This window comes from Asticcacaulis sp., assembly GCF_047605585.1.
Lineage (GTDB): Bacteria > Pseudomonadota > Alphaproteobacteria > Caulobacterales > Caulobacteraceae > Asticcacaulis.
In genome coordinates this window covers 218,108-235,337 of sequence record NZ_JASGFK010000004.1, presented here as the reverse complement: position 1 = coordinate 235,337, position 17,230 = coordinate 218,108, and the positions used below count along the sequence as shown (strand labels likewise).

General features: G+C 60.1%; 16 protein-coding genes. 9 read left to right on the top strand and 7 right to left on the bottom strand.

What is annotated here, in order from left to right; translation table 11 throughout:
* Positions 1–116: 116 nt before the first annotated feature.
* Both QM647_RS13040 and sodC read left to right on the top strand, forming a co-directional pair.
* Complete coding sequence (locus tag QM647_RS13040) at positions 117–1,709, top strand: FMN-binding glutamate synthase family protein (RefSeq protein WP_414995960.1); 1,593 nt, start codon at positions 117–119, stop codon at positions 1,707–1,709.
* A gap of 87 nt (positions 1,710–1,796) precedes the next feature.
* Positions 1,797–2,339, top strand: coding sequence for a superoxide dismutase[Cu-Zn] (gene sodC / locus QM647_RS13035; RefSeq protein ID WP_414995959.1), 543 nt, complete (start codon positions 1,797–1,799; stop codon positions 2,337–2,339).
* A gap of 28 nt (positions 2,340–2,367) precedes the next feature.
* Here sodC and QM647_RS13030 read toward each other — a convergent pair whose 3' ends face one another.
* Positions 2,368–3,120, bottom strand: a complete 753-nt coding sequence (locus QM647_RS13030) for a hypothetical protein (protein ID WP_414995958.1) — start codon at positions 3,118–3,120, stop codon at positions 2,368–2,370.
* Between the two features lie 194 nt (positions 3,121–3,314).
* Between QM647_RS13030 and QM647_RS13025 the strand changes: the two genes are divergently transcribed.
* Complete coding sequence (locus QM647_RS13025) at positions 3,315–3,905, top strand: hydrolase (protein ID WP_414995957.1); 591 nt, start codon at positions 3,315–3,317, stop codon at positions 3,903–3,905.
* 5 nt (positions 3,906–3,910) lie between these two features.
* On the opposite strand, the gene QM647_RS13020 is transcribed toward QM647_RS13025, so the two are convergent.
* The gene (locus QM647_RS13020; RefSeq protein WP_414995956.1) at positions 3,911–4,267 is read right to left on the bottom strand and encodes a VOC family protein; all 357 of its coding nucleotides are present in this window, start codon (positions 4,265–4,267) and stop codon (positions 3,911–3,913) included.
* A gap of 129 nt (positions 4,268–4,396) precedes the next feature.
* Between QM647_RS13020 and QM647_RS13015 the strand changes: the two genes are divergently transcribed.
* Positions 4,397–5,305 (top strand): bestrophin family protein, encoded by a 909-nt coding sequence (locus QM647_RS13015; RefSeq protein WP_414995955.1) that lies wholly within the window; start codon positions 4,397–4,399, stop codon positions 5,303–5,305.
* Here the strand turns inward: QM647_RS13015 and QM647_RS13010 are convergent.
* The 3 genes from QM647_RS13010 to typA form a co-directional block, all read right to left on the bottom strand.
* Complete coding sequence (locus QM647_RS13010; protein ID WP_414995954.1) at positions 5,290–5,634, bottom strand: hypothetical protein; 345 nt, start codon at positions 5,632–5,634, stop codon at positions 5,290–5,292. The genes QM647_RS13015 and QM647_RS13010 overlap by 16 nt on opposite strands.
* 32 nt (positions 5,635–5,666) lie before the next feature.
* Positions 5,667–6,065, bottom strand: a complete 399-nt coding sequence (locus QM647_RS13005; RefSeq protein WP_414995953.1) for a hypothetical protein — start codon at positions 6,063–6,065, stop codon at positions 5,667–5,669.
* A gap of 127 nt (positions 6,066–6,192) precedes the next feature.
* Positions 6,193–8,031, bottom strand: a complete 1,839-nt coding sequence (typA, locus tag QM647_RS13000; RefSeq protein WP_414995952.1) for a translational GTPase TypA — start codon at positions 8,029–8,031, stop codon at positions 6,193–6,195.
* A gap of 527 nt (positions 8,032–8,558) precedes the next feature.
* Between typA and QM647_RS12995 the strand changes: the two genes are divergently transcribed.
* The 3 genes from QM647_RS12995 to QM647_RS12985 all read left to right on the top strand — a co-directional run bounded on the left by QM647_RS12995 (position 8,559) and on the right by QM647_RS12985 (position 11,394).
* On the top strand, positions 8,559–10,334 hold the full coding sequence (locus QM647_RS12995; RefSeq protein WP_414995951.1) for a hypothetical protein: 1,776 nt from the start codon (positions 8,559–8,561) through the stop codon (positions 10,332–10,334).
* A gap of 220 nt (positions 10,335–10,554) precedes the next feature.
* Positions 10,555–11,145 (top strand): hypothetical protein, encoded by a 591-nt coding sequence (locus QM647_RS12990; RefSeq protein WP_414995950.1) that lies wholly within the window; start codon positions 10,555–10,557, stop codon positions 11,143–11,145.
* Between the two features lie 12 nt (positions 11,146–11,157).
* Entirely contained in the window at positions 11,158–11,394 is a 237-nt protein-coding gene (locus QM647_RS12985; RefSeq protein WP_414995949.1) for a hypothetical protein, read from the top strand.
* Positions 11,395–11,568: 174 nt separating this feature from the next.
* On the opposite strand, the gene QM647_RS12980 is transcribed toward QM647_RS12985, so the two are convergent.
* A complete protein-coding gene (locus QM647_RS12980; protein ID WP_414995948.1) occupies positions 11,569–11,976 on the bottom strand; it encodes a response regulator in 408 nt (135 codons plus the stop codon).
* Between the two features lie 159 nt (positions 11,977–12,135).
* Here QM647_RS12980 and QM647_RS12975 point away from each other — a divergent pair, with 159 nt between their 5' ends.
* Together QM647_RS12975 and QM647_RS12970 are read left to right on the top strand one after the other, a co-directional pair.
* Positions 12,136–12,828, top strand: a complete 693-nt coding sequence (locus QM647_RS12975; RefSeq protein WP_414995947.1) for a hypothetical protein — start codon at positions 12,136–12,138, stop codon at positions 12,826–12,828.
* 179 nt (positions 12,829–13,007) lie between these two features.
* Positions 13,008–15,887: a helicase-related protein gene (locus QM647_RS12970; protein ID WP_414995946.1), complete on the top strand. Its 2,880-nt coding sequence runs from the start codon at positions 13,008–13,010 to the stop codon at positions 15,885–15,887.
* 2 nt (positions 15,888–15,889) lie between these two features.
* On the opposite strand, the gene QM647_RS12965 is transcribed toward QM647_RS12970, so the two are convergent.
* On the bottom strand, positions 15,890–17,221 hold the full coding sequence (locus QM647_RS12965; RefSeq protein WP_414995945.1) for an esterase-like activity of phytase family protein: 1,332 nt from the start codon (positions 17,219–17,221) through the stop codon (positions 15,890–15,892).
* Between the last annotated feature and the right edge of the window lie 9 nt (positions 17,222–17,230).

Genomic DNA, 17,230 nt, shown 5'->3' with positions numbered 1-17,230 from the left:
GAACCTATGCCGAACTTGTCTCGCCTGCAACCGGCTTACGCGTGAATAGTTTGTCATCTGACGATTGCCGCCGCCGGCCGGTATGCTAAGACGCGCTACCGCATCGGGAGCCAGCCATGTCGCGTTTCTTCGTTTTCAACCTGACCGTCACCCTTACCCTCCTGTCCCTGGCGCTCGGTTGCACCCTCAACCCGGAATTCGCCTGGCCGCTGGTCATCCTCCTGCCCCTGACTCTGCTCGGCCTTTACGACCTCTTCCAGACGCGTCATTCGATCCTGCGCAACTATCCGCTGATGGGGCATTTCCGCTTCATCTTCGAATATATCCGCCCCGAAATCCGCCAGTACCTGATCGAGGACGAGCGCGATCCCCTGCCCTTTTCGCGTGACCAGCGCGCCATCGTCTACCAGCGCGCCAAGAACGCCTCCGACATGCGCCCTTTCGGCACCGTGCTCGATACCGCCGCCACCGGCTATGGCTGGGTGTCGCACTCGGTCATGCCGGTCGAGATCAAGGACGCCGATTTCCGCATCGACATCGGCGGCGCGGCCTGCACCCAGCCCTATAATGCCTCGATCCTCAATATCTCCGGCATGAGCTTCGGCGCCATCGGCCGCAACGCCATCCTGGCCCTCAACACCGGCGCGAAGATGGGCAACTTCGCCCACGATACCGGCGAAGGCTCGATCAGCCCTTATCACCGTGAAGGCGGCGGCGACATCATCTGGCAGGTCGCCACCGGCTATTTCGGCTGCCGCACAAAGGACGGCCATTTCGACCCCGACCTCTTCGCCAGAACCGCCGCCGATCCGCAGGTCAAGATGATCGAGCTGAAACTCAGCCAGGGCGCCAAGCCGGGCCACGGCGGCGTGCTGCCCAGGGCCAAGATCACCCCGGAAATCGCCGCCACCCGCCTGATCGACACCACGCAGGACTGCATTTCGCCCTCGCGCCATTCGGCCTTTTCCACCCCCATCGAGATGATGGCCTTCATCCAGCAATTGCGCACGCTTTCCGGCGGCAAGCCCGTCGGCATCAAGATGTGCGTCGGCCACCGCTTTGAGGTGCTGGCCATCATCAAGGCCATGCTCGAAACCGGCATCCGCCCTGACTTCATCGTCATCGACGGCGGCGAAGGCGGCACCGGCGCCGCGCCGATGGAACTGTCCGATCATGTCGGCCTGCCGCTCACCGAGGGCTTAAGCTTCATGCACAATGCCCTGACCGGCGCCGGCCTGCGCGACGAACTCAAGCTCGGCGCCTCCGGCAAGATGGTCTCCGCCTTCGATTTCTGCCGCATCCACGCCCTGGGCGCCGATTACGTCATGGCCGCCCGTGCCTTCATGTTCTCGCTCGGTTGCGTCCAGGCCCGCGCCTGCCATACCAACAAATGCCCGACCGGCATCACTACCCAGGACAAGAACCGCCAGCGCGCCCTGGTGGTGGCCGACAAAGCGCCCCGCGTCGCCAGCTTCCACCGCAATACGCTCGGCGCCATCGCCCAGGTGGTCGGCGCGGCGGGGCTTTCCCATCCGCAGGACCTGCGCCCCTGGCATCTCCATATGCGCTCAACCACCGGCGAGGTGGTGCGCGGCGATGTCGCCTATCAGAAACTGGCCCCCGGCGTCCTGCTGACCGGCGGGGTCGATGACCGCCTGCAACGCGAATGGGACCGCGCTTCGGCCGAAACCTTCATGCCGCAATTTTGATGGCTTCCTTACATTCCCGCCTTTGCAAGGCCGGATTCCCCTGTTAACGCTTTCCAGTTCAGAATCATTCGCAACTGGGAGCCCCATATGATCCGCTACAGCCTCGCCGCCATCGCCCTGTTCGCCAGCCCCGCCTTGGCGCAGAATACGCCGGCGCCCGCCCCCCTGCCCGCCGCCGATACCCTGACCGGCAAACTGGCAAGCCCCACCGGCACCGATATGGGCACGGTCACCATCAAGCCGGCCCCCAATGGCGTTATCCTGCGCGTCGAGGCCAAGGGCCTCACCCCCGGCTGGCACGCCATGCACTTCCATGAAAAAGGCTCGTGCACCGATGAGAAGTTCGCTTCGGCCGGCGGCCACGTCCACAGCATGACGCCGGTTACCCACGGCCTGCTCAATGCGGATGCCAACGATGCCGGCGACCTGCCCAATATCTTCGCCCATGCCGACGGCACGGCCGTAGCCGAGGTCTATTCGGCACTGGTCAGCGCGCGTGAAGGCGGCAAGCTGCCAGCCCTGATGGATGCGGATGGCTCGTCCGTGGTGATCCATGCCCTGCCGGACGATTACAGCACCCAGCCGATCGGCGGGGCCGGCGTCCGCGTCGCCTGCGCGGCCCTACAGTAAACAGGCCAGAAAATGGGTAAAGCGCGCCTCAGCCCGTCAGCTTCTGCAGTTGCACGGGCGGGGCGAAGCGGCCGTGCGGACGGCCGACAAAGTCATGGCTGCCGACGTGGGTCAGCTCGCCCTTCGTATCCAGCCAGACCTTGCCGCCAATGGCGCGATATCTCTGGCAAAAGGCGAAGTCCTCGCTGAGATAGAGGCCGGAGCCTTCCTCGATCATGCATTCGAACAGGGCCACATGCTCGGTGCCCAGGTCCTTGGCGCGCGGGAAGGCATGGACATGGCCATATTTGAGCGTCGGATAGGCCTCGCGCATGGCCTCGATGCAGTCGCGGCGGATCAGCATGAAGCCGGTGCCGGCATAGGCGCCGGTGGCGAAATCGCCATCCCATTCGGCATCGTCGAACGGCGTACCGACATAGTGCAGGCTGGCTTCGTCCGGCGGGGTCATGCCATCCAGCAGCGCCCAGTCGCGCACCTTCAGCGGATAGATGCCAGCCACCAGCGGCTTGTCGGCTTCAAGCATGCGCTCGACATGTTCCGGCGCGAAACCGATATCGGCGTCGATAAACATGATGTGGGTCGCTTCCGACGCCAGGAAGGCCGAGACCAGGGTGTTGCGGCTGCGCGTGATCAGGGAATCATGCCCCAGCATGGCCAGGGTCAGGGTGATATCGCGGTGGGAGCAATAGCCCATCAGCGAGATGATCGATTGCATGTAGGTCTGGGTGACCTGTCCGCCGAAGCAGGGAGTGGCGATGAAGACAATGGGCTTTGAAGACAAGAAAAACACTCCCGAATACACAACTGATTCGCGACATTAGGCCTTTGCCATGAGTCCGAAGCGCGGCTAATTCGTGTCACTTATGACATGGATTCAACGGATTGTAACGCGGTTTGCTGAAAATGCGGTGGACCCATGCGGCCTGACTTTGCTACACAAAGCTTTCCGGGGGCGACAATAAGTAAAGGTACACCATGTCCCTCCTCCCGCTTGATCCCCGCACCACCGCCCTCGTCCTGATCGACCTGCAGAAGGGCATCGCCACGCCCGGCCGCGCGCCGCATGAAAGCGCCGATGTCGTCGCCAGGGGCAAGGCCCTGGCCGAACGCTTCCGCGCCGCCGGCAGCCCCGTCGTTCTGGTTCATGTCTATTGGGCCAACGATTATAATGATGCCCTGAAGCAGCCTGTCGATGAACCGGCAGGCCTGCCCGTCGGCGGCCTGCCGCCCGTTTTTTACGAATTTGTCGACGGCCTGCAGCAGCCGGGTGACCTCGTCGTCCACAAGCGTAACTGGGGCGCCTTCCATGGCACCGACCTTGACCTGCAGCTGCGCCGCCGTGGCATCAAAACCATCGTGCTCGCGGGCATCGCCACCAATATCGGCGTCGAATCCACCGCGCGCGATGCCTGGGAACGTAATTACGACCTGGTCGTGGTCGAGGACGCCTGCACCACCAATGCCGCCGATGCCCACGCGACGTCGTTCAAATATATCTTCCCGCGCATTTCGCGCGTTGCGAAGGCGGCGGATATCTCGCTGGCCAAAAACCCTGGCAGCCGCTGACTGGATTACTCCGCCGGCGGCTCCCACAATTCGATCCGGTTGCCTTCCGGATCATGGATATGAGCAAACCGGCCGGTCTTGGGCGTATCCCAGTCCGGATTGGTGGTGATGCCTATACCCGCTTCACGTAGTTTCGCCAGCAGCCCGTCCAGATCCGTCACCCGGAAATTGATCATAAATTGCTTGTCCGCGGGAAAATGATCCGTGCCCTTGCTGAACGGCATGAACAGGGTCTGGCCGGCTTCCTGCACCCAGGGCGCCTTAAAATCGAAACTGAGCCCCAGATACTTGTGATACCAGGCCTTCAAGGCGCTTGGATCTTCCGCCCGGAAAAAGACGCCGCCAATACCCGTTACCGACATGAGGACCTCCCGTTTTTATAAGCTGAGCCTAACCCGCTCTCGGTACGAAGGCAACTGCGCGTCTTTGACGCCTTGCATCGCAGGGCCACGACGCTTAACCAGTATGGCGCAACCCTTCTGAGTCCCCCGATGATCGTCCGCTCCCGCCCCAGATTGCTGCAACTGTTCTTCGTGATGCAGGGCTCCATAGTGCCGCGCATCCTGCCGCAGGTACTGATCGTCGCGGCGATTTCGGTCGCCGTCATTCTGACCGGCAAGGCCTGGCCGCACCTACTACCCAATTACAGCGGCGCGCCCTTTGCCCTGGTCGGCATCGCCATCTCGGTCTTTCTCAATTTCCGCAACAGCGCCTGCTATGACCGCTGGTGGGAAGCCCGCAAGCACTGGGGCGAACTGATCCTCTACAGCCGCACCCTGTCGCGCCAGACCCTCATCCTGCCGCCGCAGGACCGGACGCGCTGGCTCAACCTGACCTCCGCCTTCGCCCATGCCCTGGTCCAGCACCTGCGCCCGGGGTTCGGCGAGGAAGCGCGTGTGACGCAACATCTGTCACCGCAAGAGGCCGCCCGCTGGCGCGCCAGCCGGTTTCCGCCCGACGCCATACTGCGCCTGATGGCCGAAGATCTGGCCGCCCGCCGCGCCGATGGCCGCATCGGCGACATCCCGTTCCAGATGCTCGACCGGACCCTGGCCGACATGTCGATGGTCCAGACCACCTGCGAACGCATCCGCACCACCCCCGTGCCCTTCGGCTATACCCTGCTCCTGCACCGCACGGCCTATCTGTTCTGCTTCCTGCTGCCCTTCGGTTTCGCCGAGACCCTGGGCTGGGCCACCCTGCTGGCCACGGTCCTGGTTGCCTATACCTTCTTCGGCCTCGATGCCCTGGGCGACGAACTGGAGGAACCCTTCGGCCTGTCCGCCAACAACCTGCCGCTATCGGCCCTGGCCGAAACCATCGAACTCAACATGCGCGAGGCCCTGGGCGAAAGCGATCTGCCGCCCCTGCCCCAGCCGGTCGATCATGTCCTGATCTGATCGTCGCCGGAATGTGGCCGCCTCAGCCACTGTTTCAGCGGCCGTCGCAACATCTGCCCGCCGACGAACATCAGCAGGATCACCCCCGCCAGCAGCCAGAACGACAGCCCCTTGATCAGGGTCTCGTCGGCATGGGCGAAATACCAGGTCACGCCATCGCGGTAATGCGGCAGCACATACCCACCCGGCGCATCGGTGACATGCGGGCGCACCCGGTACAGGTGCGAAATGAAAGACGGCAGGCCGATCGCCGGCACCGCCGTGAATACAGACGCCGCCAGCAAACGCCACCAGGCAGCCGCCGGCCGGGATTTGGACACATCACTCATGCCGCAACCCTGCCCTACCCGGCCCTAAAAACTCAATGCGGAACGAGCGGCAGCGACAATTGCCGTTTCGCCGCCGGAATAACCGGTGGCGGCGCCACGCGCGGCTTGACGACGGCCTTGACCGGATAGAGCGGCCGCTTCGGCCCCACCGCCTTGGGCCCCGCCAGCACCGACACACGCGGCTGCACCTGCGGCGCTTCGGGCGCCTGACCATCAATGACCACGCGCACCAGCCCGCCGCACGCCTCATCGCGGCAGCGATACTTCCATTCCAGCAGATCGACGAACTCCGCCCCCATATGGCGCGCGATCAGCCCCTGAACGCTTTCCCCCCATTGCGACCCGCAAGCCCGGCAGGTGATGCCGATCTGCGTTTCCTGCGGCAGATCCCTCACCTGCGGCGGACAACTATAGACCCTGGTATCCAGCATGGCGAACATCCTTGTTGATGTTCCCCATATGTTCACACTGTGGATAAATGTCAAGCCAAAAGAACAAAACAAAAACGGCTCCAGTTTCCTGGAGCCGTTCTGTTTATAAGCAAGAGATTTGCGCCGATTACGCGTCTACCTTAACGCGCTTCTTGCGGAACGAAGGATTGAGCTCCTTCTTGCGCAGGCGGATCGACTTCGGCGTCACTTCCACCAGCTCATCGTCCTCGATATAGGCGATCGCCTGTTCCAGGGTCGGACGGCGCGGCGGCGTCAGGCGGACGGCTTCGTCCTTGCCCGAGGCGCGGACGTTGGTCAGCTGCTTGGCCTTCATCGGGTTGACGTCCAGATCGTCCGAACGCGAGTTTTCACCGATGATCATGCCCATATAGGTCTTCTCGCCGGCGCCCACGAACATCACGCCGCGCTCTTCCAGGTTCCACAGCGCGTAGGCGGCCGTTTCCCCGTCCGAGTTCGACACCAGCACGCCCTTGCGGTTCTGGTCGATCAGACCCTTGTAGCCTTCATAGTGCGAGAACACGCGGTTCAGCACGCCGGAGCCGCGCGTATCGGTCAGGAACTCGCCCTGATAACCGATCAGCGACCGCGACGGCGCCTTCAGCACCACGCGCTGCTTGCCGGCACCCGAAGGCGCCATGTCCTTCAGCTCGGCCTTGCGGGCGGAAAGCTTTTCAATGACGATGCCGGTGAACTCTTCGTCGACGTCGATGACCACGTCTTCGATCGGCTCCATCTTCTCGCCGGTTTCCTCGTCCTGCTTGAAGACGACGCGCGGACGCGAGATGGCCACTTCAAAGCCTTCGCGGCGCATGTTTTCGATCAGCACGCCCAGTTGCAGTTCGCCGCGGCCGGCCACTTCAAACGCGTCCTTCTCGTCGGATTCGGTGATGCGGATGGCGACGTTCGACTCGGCTTCGCGCAGCAGGCGCTCACGGATAACGCGCGACTGCACCTTGGTGCCTTCACGGCCGGCCAACGGCGAGTCGTTGACCGAAACGGTCATGGAGATGGTCGGCGGATCGATCGGTTGCGCCGGCAGAGCCGTATCCAGGCTCATGTCGCACAGCGTATCGGCCACGGTCGCCTTGCTCAGGCCGGCGATGGCGCAGATGTCGCCCGCTTCCGTACCTTCGTCGATCGGCTGACGCTTCAGGCCGCGGAAGGCCAGAACCTTGGTGATGCGGCCGCGCTCGATTTCAACGCCATCGCGGTTCAGCGCCTTGATGGCCAGGCCCGGAACGGCCTTGCCCGATTGCACGCGGCCGGTCAGCAGGCGGCCCAGGAACGGATCGGATTCGATCAGCACCGACAGCATCTGGAACGGCTGGTCGACATTCTTCTGCACGGCCGGCGACGGCACGTGCTCGACGATCAGGTCGAACAAAGGCGCCAGCGAGTCCGAAGGCGTATTCAGGTCCATGGTGGCCCAGCCGTTCTTGCCCGAAGCATAGATGTGCGGGAAGTCGAGCTGCTCGTCGCTCGCGCCCATGGCGGCGAAGAGGTCGAAGGCTTCGTTGTGGACGCGATCCGGATCGGCGTGCGGGCGGTCGACCTTGTTGATGCAGAGGATCGGACGCAGGCCCAGCTTCAGCGCCTTGCCGAGCACGAACTTGGTCTGCGGCATGACGCCTTCTTCGGCGTCGATCAGGATGACGCAGCCGTCAACCATGCCCAGGATGCGTTCCACTTCGCCGCCGAAGTCGGCGTGGCCCGGCGTGTCGATGATGTTGATGCGGGTCTCGCCCGCCTTGCCGTTCCACAGAACGGAGGTGCACTTGGCCAGGATGGTGATGCCGCGCTCGCGTTCCTGGTCGTTGGAGTCCATGGCGCGCTCGACGGTCGCTTCGTTGGCGCGGAAAACGCCGGACTGGGCCAGAAGGGCGTCAACGAGAGTGGTCTTGCCATGGTCAACGTGAGCGATGATGGCGATATTACGCAGGTTCATAAAGGGCCTTGTATCTTCCCCCTCTCCCTGTGTGCGGGAAAGGGTCGGGGTGAGGGGCAATACAGGCGTCGAAAGTCCCTTCTCTCCTCCCTTGTGAAACGGGGGAGGTGTCAGCGCGAAGTCGCTGACGGAGGGGGCTATCCGCTCCGGATGCCAAAAAAGCCTCTGCGAATTCGGAGAGGCTGCGAGGTGGAGGTTTATATAGATTTGCGCGCCGTATAACCGAAACCGGCTCAAAAGGCCAGAGCACCCGCGAAACTATTTTCGCAGGCGCGAGAGGCAGGGGCGCGGCCCCTGCACCCGTAAGATTGAAGTACGATCAGTGACGTCACTTGAAGACTGATCACACAGTTAGGGCACGATTACCCATCACACTAAGCAACTCATGTTGGTATCGATCGTAAGTTTGTATTAATCGCCTTCAAACTTGGCAATTATTCGCAAAATAGAGGCTCCCAAAGAATCAAACTGTATCGTAAGCATGGACGATGCACGGCCTATATCTAGTTCGCCGCTTCAAGCTATTAATGGCTCGCGCGGCTCGATCTCAAGCTATTCAAATTCGGTTACAGACACATCCTGTAGCCGTTCCCTTTTGGTTGCTTTTATCTTTTCTGATTAGCTTTGGCGCCCCATTACAATCTGCGGTGATGGGAGCAATAAGTCACGACGCCGACACCATATTTGATGCGACAGTTAAGCACGGTTGCGCATGTATTGCGCCCAATTTAGCCTCTTGGATCTCAACAAGCCTATATTGGCCATATCCATTAATAGCAGCTTTGATAACTCTAATATCTATAGGTGCAAAAAGCCAAGGCGCCTTCGCGCTTAGGGTAACTATTTCATCAGCAGTATTTTTGTTAATTAGTGACATAGTGTCGAATATTTTTCAACATTCCGTTGCCTTTAGTTTGTCAGAAAACATTATTGGGAATGTAAGCGGCGGCTTTTTATTGGGGGCTATATCTTTAGTATGTGTAGAATTAATAAATATGATAATGAATAATTCACAATTGAGACCAATCAAAAATACATTCATTATTTCTTTGATTTCAATATTGATTGGGCTATCAACATCTGCAACGTGTTACTATGTAATGGCGTTTATCACTATTCCATTGCCAAAATCTGTAGACTTAGTTGCGAGGGAACCATTGAACTTCGCTTACATTACGTCCAAAAATGAGATGGCTGATTACTATATTCCTTCAACCTATGACGATGACGACCCTAAAGAGCAATTCGTGCTGACGCCACGCAACATAAACTTCTCATCAATCAGCCTAAAATCAAATGATAAATCCGCAGTGGCGTGGAGTAAGGATGCGGGCGACGTAGAGTATGATCTAAAAATTTATGCAGCTGAAATGTGTGAGGGCGATATACCAAACAATTTCAAACATCCAATTATGAGCGTGAACAATATAAACAATGCTGCGATTTATTTGGATAATAAAACAGATAAAATTCGCTTCGAAGCGGCGAACAATATATCAGCATTGGAAAACATAAAAAGCGGAACATCATCTACGTTGTACAGCAACAAGAGCAATGAAAAAATTGGAATTACGCAATTTATAAACTCATCTGACAAAATATCTCTTTATCCACACGGAAAATTTCGCACCATAGTTTCTCTATACCTATTTGACGATGAGGAAAATATGGTAAAGCCATCAAAATCAACTTACTCCATAAAATACAATAACGCTTCAACGTCACACACCTTTGCTTTCGACCGCAGCAAACTTCCAGGCAAGCCATGCCAAGAAATTCAGGTCAGCAAGATCAGTGACTTAGATAACGGCACAACCAAGGTAGGCTCCCCCGAAGTATCTTTGATCGCGGATTTTGTACCTAAAAATACTGACATTATGTCCCTTTTGTCGGACGAGCAAAGGGTCCAATTGAACACAAGTGCCGCATTCATATATTTGGATGGCACAATAAAATCCGAGTTGCAGTATGCAAAAAGCGGCCGCCTTTCGCTTTTTCAGGCAAGAGGAAATGTGGTTCGAATGGATGTCGGAGGTCAACAAATCCCTGTATCTCCGGATGAGATAGTAAATATTGTTGGACATTTAGTCGCAAAATACAATGAAAGTGGAGCGTTAGTTATAAGCTCAAAAGGAGCTTATGCATGGAAAAATCAAGAACGCCTCAACCACACAAAATGGGAAACCTTACAAAATGAATACAAGCTTGCAATTTTGACTGCTATTTTAACGGGCATAGGATTTCTAACACGGTGGTTATTTGTGTCGGTCAAGCCAATGATCGGCAAACCGTTGTGCAGATAAATATGGACAATGAACCGAAACGCGCAGTCATGGAATTACGCTGCAATAGGATAATAATGGCTCCCTTCCACTCCGATTTGGGAATAGAGAGCCATGCAAAATCCCCCTCCCCTCCATCCGCGCTTACCCTATCCGGATGGAGGCCAGCCTCGACACTGACGATCTGCCGGACACCGGCCAAGAGACCGACGCCGATATTTTAAAACGGCGGCGCGAGGCCTTGCGCGCTTTTGTCGACGATATCGCCAGCCATATCCAGACCCTCGACCTGCCCACAACCTATCTGGAGGCCGAGCGCGCCGCGCGGGCGATCACCGTCCATGACCGCGCCATCGAAACCCTGCCGCTGATCCCCGGCGACACCGCCAGCGACCATGCCGATGCCGCCATCAAACCCCTCCGCCGGTTGCTACGCCGCTATGCCGATCGCGTCATGGAGGCGGTTACCCTTATCACCAAACCCGATAGTTTTCTGGAAGGCGAACGCGCCGGGCGCTACGCCCTGGCCGCCGACCGTATGCTCTCCCAGCTCTATGAAGCCCCGCGCGCCGATACGCCCAAACCGGCCAAAGCCGCCCGCTTTGCCGACGATCTCGATGATGAAGACGATCAGGCAGAAGCCACCGATTGGCGCGCTGAATTCATGGCCAGGGTCGAGCGCTACGCCACCGGCTGTGTCCGCAGAAGCGGCATCTGGCCGGACGGCACCGCGTTTGACAAAGACGCCCCCGCACCGGAAGATCCGTGGCGGCTGGCGGACAGCCTCACCATTTTCCAGTGCGAGAGCGATCCGGCGCAAAAGGCGCGCTAGTCGGCCCTGCTGATGCTGAACCGCGCCAATGCGGTCACGCGCGCCATGGCCCGCCGTGATGGCCGCTGGCCCGACTATTCGCCCTTTGGCGAAGACGACCCGGACTATTACAGCCTTGCGGCGGATTTTGACGAACGCGTGCTCAATAAGCCGCCAGCCAAAAGCACGGGCAGACCGCCGCAAGATTACAAGGAACGCCCCAACACCATCGGCTTCCCGGCCTGGCTGGTACGCAAGGTGCCGCCTTGAGAGAGGAAGTAAGAAACCCCACCCCCACTCGTTTCACTCGTGGTCCCCCTCCCCGACAAGCGGGGAGGATCAAGAAAGAGAATATCCTTAATCTTGCACCTCCCCGCTTGTCGGGGAGGGGGACCGCGCCATTCTTCATGGCGGGGTGGTGGGGTATCTTGCTTTTTTAAAACCTCAATTCACCCGCTTGACCGAAACCGCCGTCACGATCTCTTCGAGCTGCTCCATGAGGAACGGCTTGCACAACACCTCGTCCATCCCGGCCAGTTGACACAGCCGGCGCGTCCCCATGTCCGAATGCCCCGTAATCCCCACGATAGGCACCGGCGGCACCAGCCCCTCGCCTTCCTGGCCGCGGATCGCCTTGGTGGCCGCCAGCCCGTCCATGACCGGCATCTCGATATCCATAAGGATCAGGGCATAGGCGCTGATGCCCGACATTTCCAGCGCCTCGCGGCCGTCCCGGGCCCGTTCGACGCCGAAATCCATCAGGTCGAGCATGGATTCGATGACAAAAGCGGTCTCGTCATTGTCATCGACCAGAAGGACGAGACGATTTGTCGCTGCGCTGACCTGACTCATTGCCCGCACCCTTTAAGCTACGCTGTGCGCGAAGGATATAGACCCATCCAAGTAAGGGATCAGTATGGCCTTTTTGCGGGAGACTTGCAGCAAAAATACATTCGCGCCATAATTCCGCACCACACCGGGCGCACTATACCGCGTCGGAGATTTATGATCATGCGCGCCTCCCGTCTTATCCTTACCCTGCCCCTGAGTCTGGCTCTTTTGAGCGCCATCCCTGGCGTTTCGCTGGCCATGGAAGGCGAGGAAGTCGTGGCCACCACCGCCCATACCGTAAAGCTGCCGACCGAGGCCGAACAGGAAAAGGCCAAGGCCGATGCCGCCGCCCGCGCCGAGGCCACGAAGCCAAGCACCGACCCGGCCGTGGTCATCGCCGCGCTGAACGCCGCCCCGGCGATCAAGCGCATCGATCCGGCCACAACCTACGCCACGGCCGAAGACACCCAGACCGGCCCCAGCGACCAGCGCCGCCAGATCCACGGCTCGGCCGGGGTCAGCATCGGCACCGGCGGCTATCGCAGCGGCTATGTCACCTCGATCATCCCGCTCGGTGAAACCGGCACATTGGGTTTAGCGTACAGCCAGACCGACTACGGAAAAAACAACCGCTATTTCGGTTACGGCTATGATGGCTACGGTTACGATGGTTATGGCTATGGAAGATATGGCCGCTATGGCCGCGGCGGCACCTCTCAGTCCTTCGGCGTGTCACTCGACCTGACCGGCAATAACGCCACGGATATTTCGGACGATTGCGCGCCGGGTTTCCGCGCCGGCGCCGAATATATCGAACCCCTGTGGGTCACCCGCATGCGCGGCAATCGCGCCTGCACCGACCTGCTGCCGTAAGCGCTCTATGGTTAAGGCGCTGGCGGCATACCATATCTGGTAGGGAACAGAACGGGTATCTGGCAAAGTCAGTGATTCGGACACGGTTTGTTTCCGGGGCGTTCAGCGATCCGGTAACACCTTGTTCAGATTTGCGATTAGCGCTTTTCAAATGACGGCGGCGCGCCTATTTATGCACCGTGTCAGAGATCGCCCCCCACCAGCCCCGCCCCATTATCCACGCCGTCAGCGACGCGAAGCTGATGGCCGTGCTCGGCCCCACTAATACCGGCAAGACCCACTACGCCATCGAGCGCATGTGCGGCTATGCCTCCGGCATGATGGGCCTGCCCCTGCGCCTGCTGGCGCGTGAGATTTATGAGCGCGTGGTGGCGATCAAGGGCGTCAATGCCGTGGCCCTGATCACCGGCGAGGAAAAGATCATTCCGCGCCTGCCGTCCTATTTCATCTGCACGGTCGAGGCCATGCCGCTGGAACGCCAGGTCGATTTCCTGTGCGTCGATGAAATCCAGCTGTGCGGCGATACCGAGCGCGGCTATGTCTTCACCGACCGCCTGCTGCACGCACGCGGCCGTTTCGAGACCCTCTTCCTCGGCGCCAAGACCTTCGCGCCCCTGTTCCACCGCCTCTTCCCCGGCGCCGAGATCATGATGCGCGAGCGGCTGTCATCGCTGACCTATTCCGGTCCGAAGAAGCTGACCCGCCTGCCGAAGCGCACGGCCATCGTCGCCTTCTCGACCGAGAAGGTCTACGCCATCGCCGAACTGATCCGCCGCCAGCGCGGCGGCGCGGCAGTGGTCATGGGCTCTCTGTCACCCAAAACACGTAACGCCCAGGTCGAGCTGTTCCAGAAGGGCGAGGTCGATTTTCTGGTGGCCACCGACGCCATTGGCATGGGCCTGAACATGGACATCCAGCATGTCGCTTTCTCCGGCCTGACCAAGTTCGACGGCAAGCACACACGCCACCTGACGGCGCAGGAGATCGGCCAGATCGCCGGTCGCGCCGGCCGCCATATGAATGACGGCACCTTTGGCGTTACCGGCGAATGCCATGAACTGGACGAAGACCTGGTCCATGCGGTCGAAAACCATATTTTCCAACCGCTCGATGCCGCTCAGTGGCGCAACCACAAACTCGATTTCTCGACCCTGGAAGCCTTGCTCAAAAGCCTGAGCCAGCCACCGCAGGCCATCGGCCTGCACCTGGCCAAGGAGGCGCTCGATGAAAAGTCGCTGCGTGCCTTGAGCCAGGACGAAGACATCGCCACCAAGATCAGGAACCCGGTATCTTTACGCACCCTCTGGGAAGCCTGCCAGCTGCCCGACTTCCGCAAGATCGGTTTCGATGAGCACCTGAAGCTGGTGTCGCACCTGTTCTGGTCGCGCCTCAGCCCCGGCGGCTTTATCGCCGAGGAGTGGTTCGAGGCCGGCATTCGCGATCTCGACCATATGGATGGCGACATCGATACCCTGTCCTCGCGGCTTTCAGGCGTGCGCACCCTCTCCTATATCGCCAATCGCGGCGCCTGGTTGGCCCGCACCGAGCACTGGCGCGACACGACACGCGATCTGGAAGAGCGCCTGTCGGACAAGCTGCACGAAGCTCTGATGCAGCGCTTTATCGACGCCCGCACCAGCGCACTCCTGAAGGCGCTCGATGCCGAGGAAGCCCCGCGTCCGGAAGTGACGCCCGAAGGTCAGGTGATCATCGAGGGTCATGTGGTCGGCGAGGTCAAGGGCCTGAGTTTCCGGCCGTCCAGCAGCGAAAGCGTGGTCGCCGACAAGGCCCTGCGCCAGGCCGCCAACCGCGCCATCAAGCCCTTGCTGCTCGATCGCCTGCGCGATCTGGCGCAAAGCGCCTCCAAGGCCTTCCATATCCGTAACCACGATGTGCTATGGCAGAAAGAGCCCGTGGCGCGCATAGAACCCTCGGACTGGTTCAATCCGCGCCTGAAGCTGATCGATGCCCCAGATCACCCGGTGCTGGCCGAACGCGCGCTGAAGCGCCTGACCGACTATGTCCGCCAGAGCGCACAATCGGGCCTGAAAAGCCTCTACAAGATGAAGCAGGTGGCCGACGACGAAAGCGTCTCGGCCAATGTCCGCGCCATCGCCTTCCGGCTGTATGAAAATGGCGGGGTCATGGTCCGTGACGAAGCCCTGAAACTGACGGCGGAAGACAAGACAGCGCTCAAAGCCTTAAGCATTGCCGGCCACCGCTATGCCTGGTTCCTGCCGGATATCCAGAGCCCACGGCTGCGCCCGCTGCTGCAGGCCTTCGGCAAGGGCGAAAACCCCGCAGACCATCCACAGCGCAAGCACAGCCTGCGTGGCCAGTTGCTGCTGCCTGATTACGGCGCGGTGGCGCTCAAGACCCTGTCGCAGCTCGACAAGATCATGAACCACGGCCAATGGCAGAAGGGCGCCACCTATGTGCGCGAAGACGCCTTCGCCGTGCTGGCCTTAGGCGAAAAGCAGCGCGACAAGCTGATGCAGGCCCTTGGCCTGGTGAAGGTCGAGCCTATGACCGTCACCGAAACAGTCGCGGCCGCGCCGGTGGCCGGAGAAGCTCCTCCCGAAGGCAAGAAGCGGCGCAAACGCCGCAAGAGCAAGGCGGCAGAGAGCGCTCCTGAGACTACGGAAACCGTTATCGAGTCGGCACCAGAATCAGAGACAGTTCCAGAGATGCCCGTTGAGACGGTTGTCGAAGTGGCGGCGGAAGCGCCCGCAGAAGCTACCAACGAAGCTGCGGCACTTCTGACGGAAACCCGCGAGATCCAGCTGCTGGGCTGGCGGCAGAAGTCGTTCGAACCGCGCCCGCCGCGTGAAAAACCGCAACGCCAGCGTCCGGAACGCAAAGCTCAGGCGCGCAAAGATCAGGGCGATCAGGCCACCGCCCGTTCTGAAGGCAAGCCAAACCGCAAGGGCAAGCCGCAGGGTGGGCCGCGCCCGGAACGTCAACACAAGGACCAGCCGCGTAAGGAACCGACGGTCAATCCCTACTCGCCCTTCGCCGACCTGCGCGCCCGTTTGGCGGAAAAGGTCGGACAGGACTAGGGTTACTTCGCCAGAACCTGCGGCACATACCCTGGAAGGTCGGTGTCGCTGAAGCCGAAGACATAGAGACTGTTCGGATTGGGTTTGCCATCGAGCGTGCTCAGGAAGTCGTTGTCGCTGGCAATCCACAGGGTATGGGTGGCGGCGCCATTGAGGGTCACATCCGGGCCGAAACTGACGCCCTCGATCTTCTCGGGGATGGCATCGTGGTCAATGCCGCCCGCCTTCAGCGTGGCGACCATATCGAGAAACACCGTCTTGCTGACAGCCTTGCCAGCCAGGGCCTCAGCGCCGGTTAGGCCGCTGACATCTACGGCATCCTTCAGATCGATCAGGAACAGGTTCTTGAACGCCGGTTCGCCGCCGGCGCCACGGCCCTTGCCATCGCGTTCATCGATCAGGAACTGGTGGTCATTGACCGCCACGATCTCGCTGATCCCGGCATATTTCGGCTTTTCCGCCGTGCCGATATTGCTCAGCCCATAGGCATATTCATGCGTGGCGCCGGTAGCGATATCCACCGTAAGAATACGCACATAAGGTGCCTTGGTGCCGCCATCCTGTGCCAGTGGACTCTGCATGATGCCGACCAGGGTCCGGCCATCCGGCGTAATCGCCAGGCCTTCCATGCCCTTGTTGGCAACGCGGCCGCTGTCATTGCCGGCGATTTCCTCGTCGCCCTTCGAGGACAGATGGGCCGCCGCGAATTTAGCCGGCAGGACGAAGCTTTTCAGGCGCTGGCCCGTGGCGCGGTCGAACTGGTAGAGACAGGGACCGTATTCATCGGAAACGAAGACGCTTTTGCCATCGGCCGAGACGCGGATGCCTTCGGGATCGAAGCGGGCATTGGCGGGATTGACCGAACCTTTAGCTACATCAAACTGGTCGGAGCGGCCGTTGAAATAAAAACGTCCCGCGGCATTGAGCGTCGGCGCCTCCCCCTTATAGGTCAGGGCCGTAGAACTCCACAGCAGGGTCGTGGCCTCCAGTGTTTCCTTCACCGTAAAAGGCAGGCCCCCGTTGGAGGATTCAAGCTGAAAACGGAAGCTATGGAAGCGGTTATAATAGCGCGTGGTGTTATCGACCGAGGCGTCGTAAGGCGTGGCGTTCGGTCCGCGATCCGGCAGCATCAGGAAGGTATCGCCCCCCGCATAGGCCAGCCCGGACCCCAGACCCCCGAGGATACTACCCGATACGCCATCTTCCAGCGCCCCTTCGGTCTGCGTCGCCAGGTCGTGACGCGAGGCATCGATATCCAGCGTCGCGATCAGACGCGGTTCGGCGGCGGCCGAAGTGGCGGCAAACAGGGCAAACAAAGCGATCAGCGGACGCATGGGCAGGTC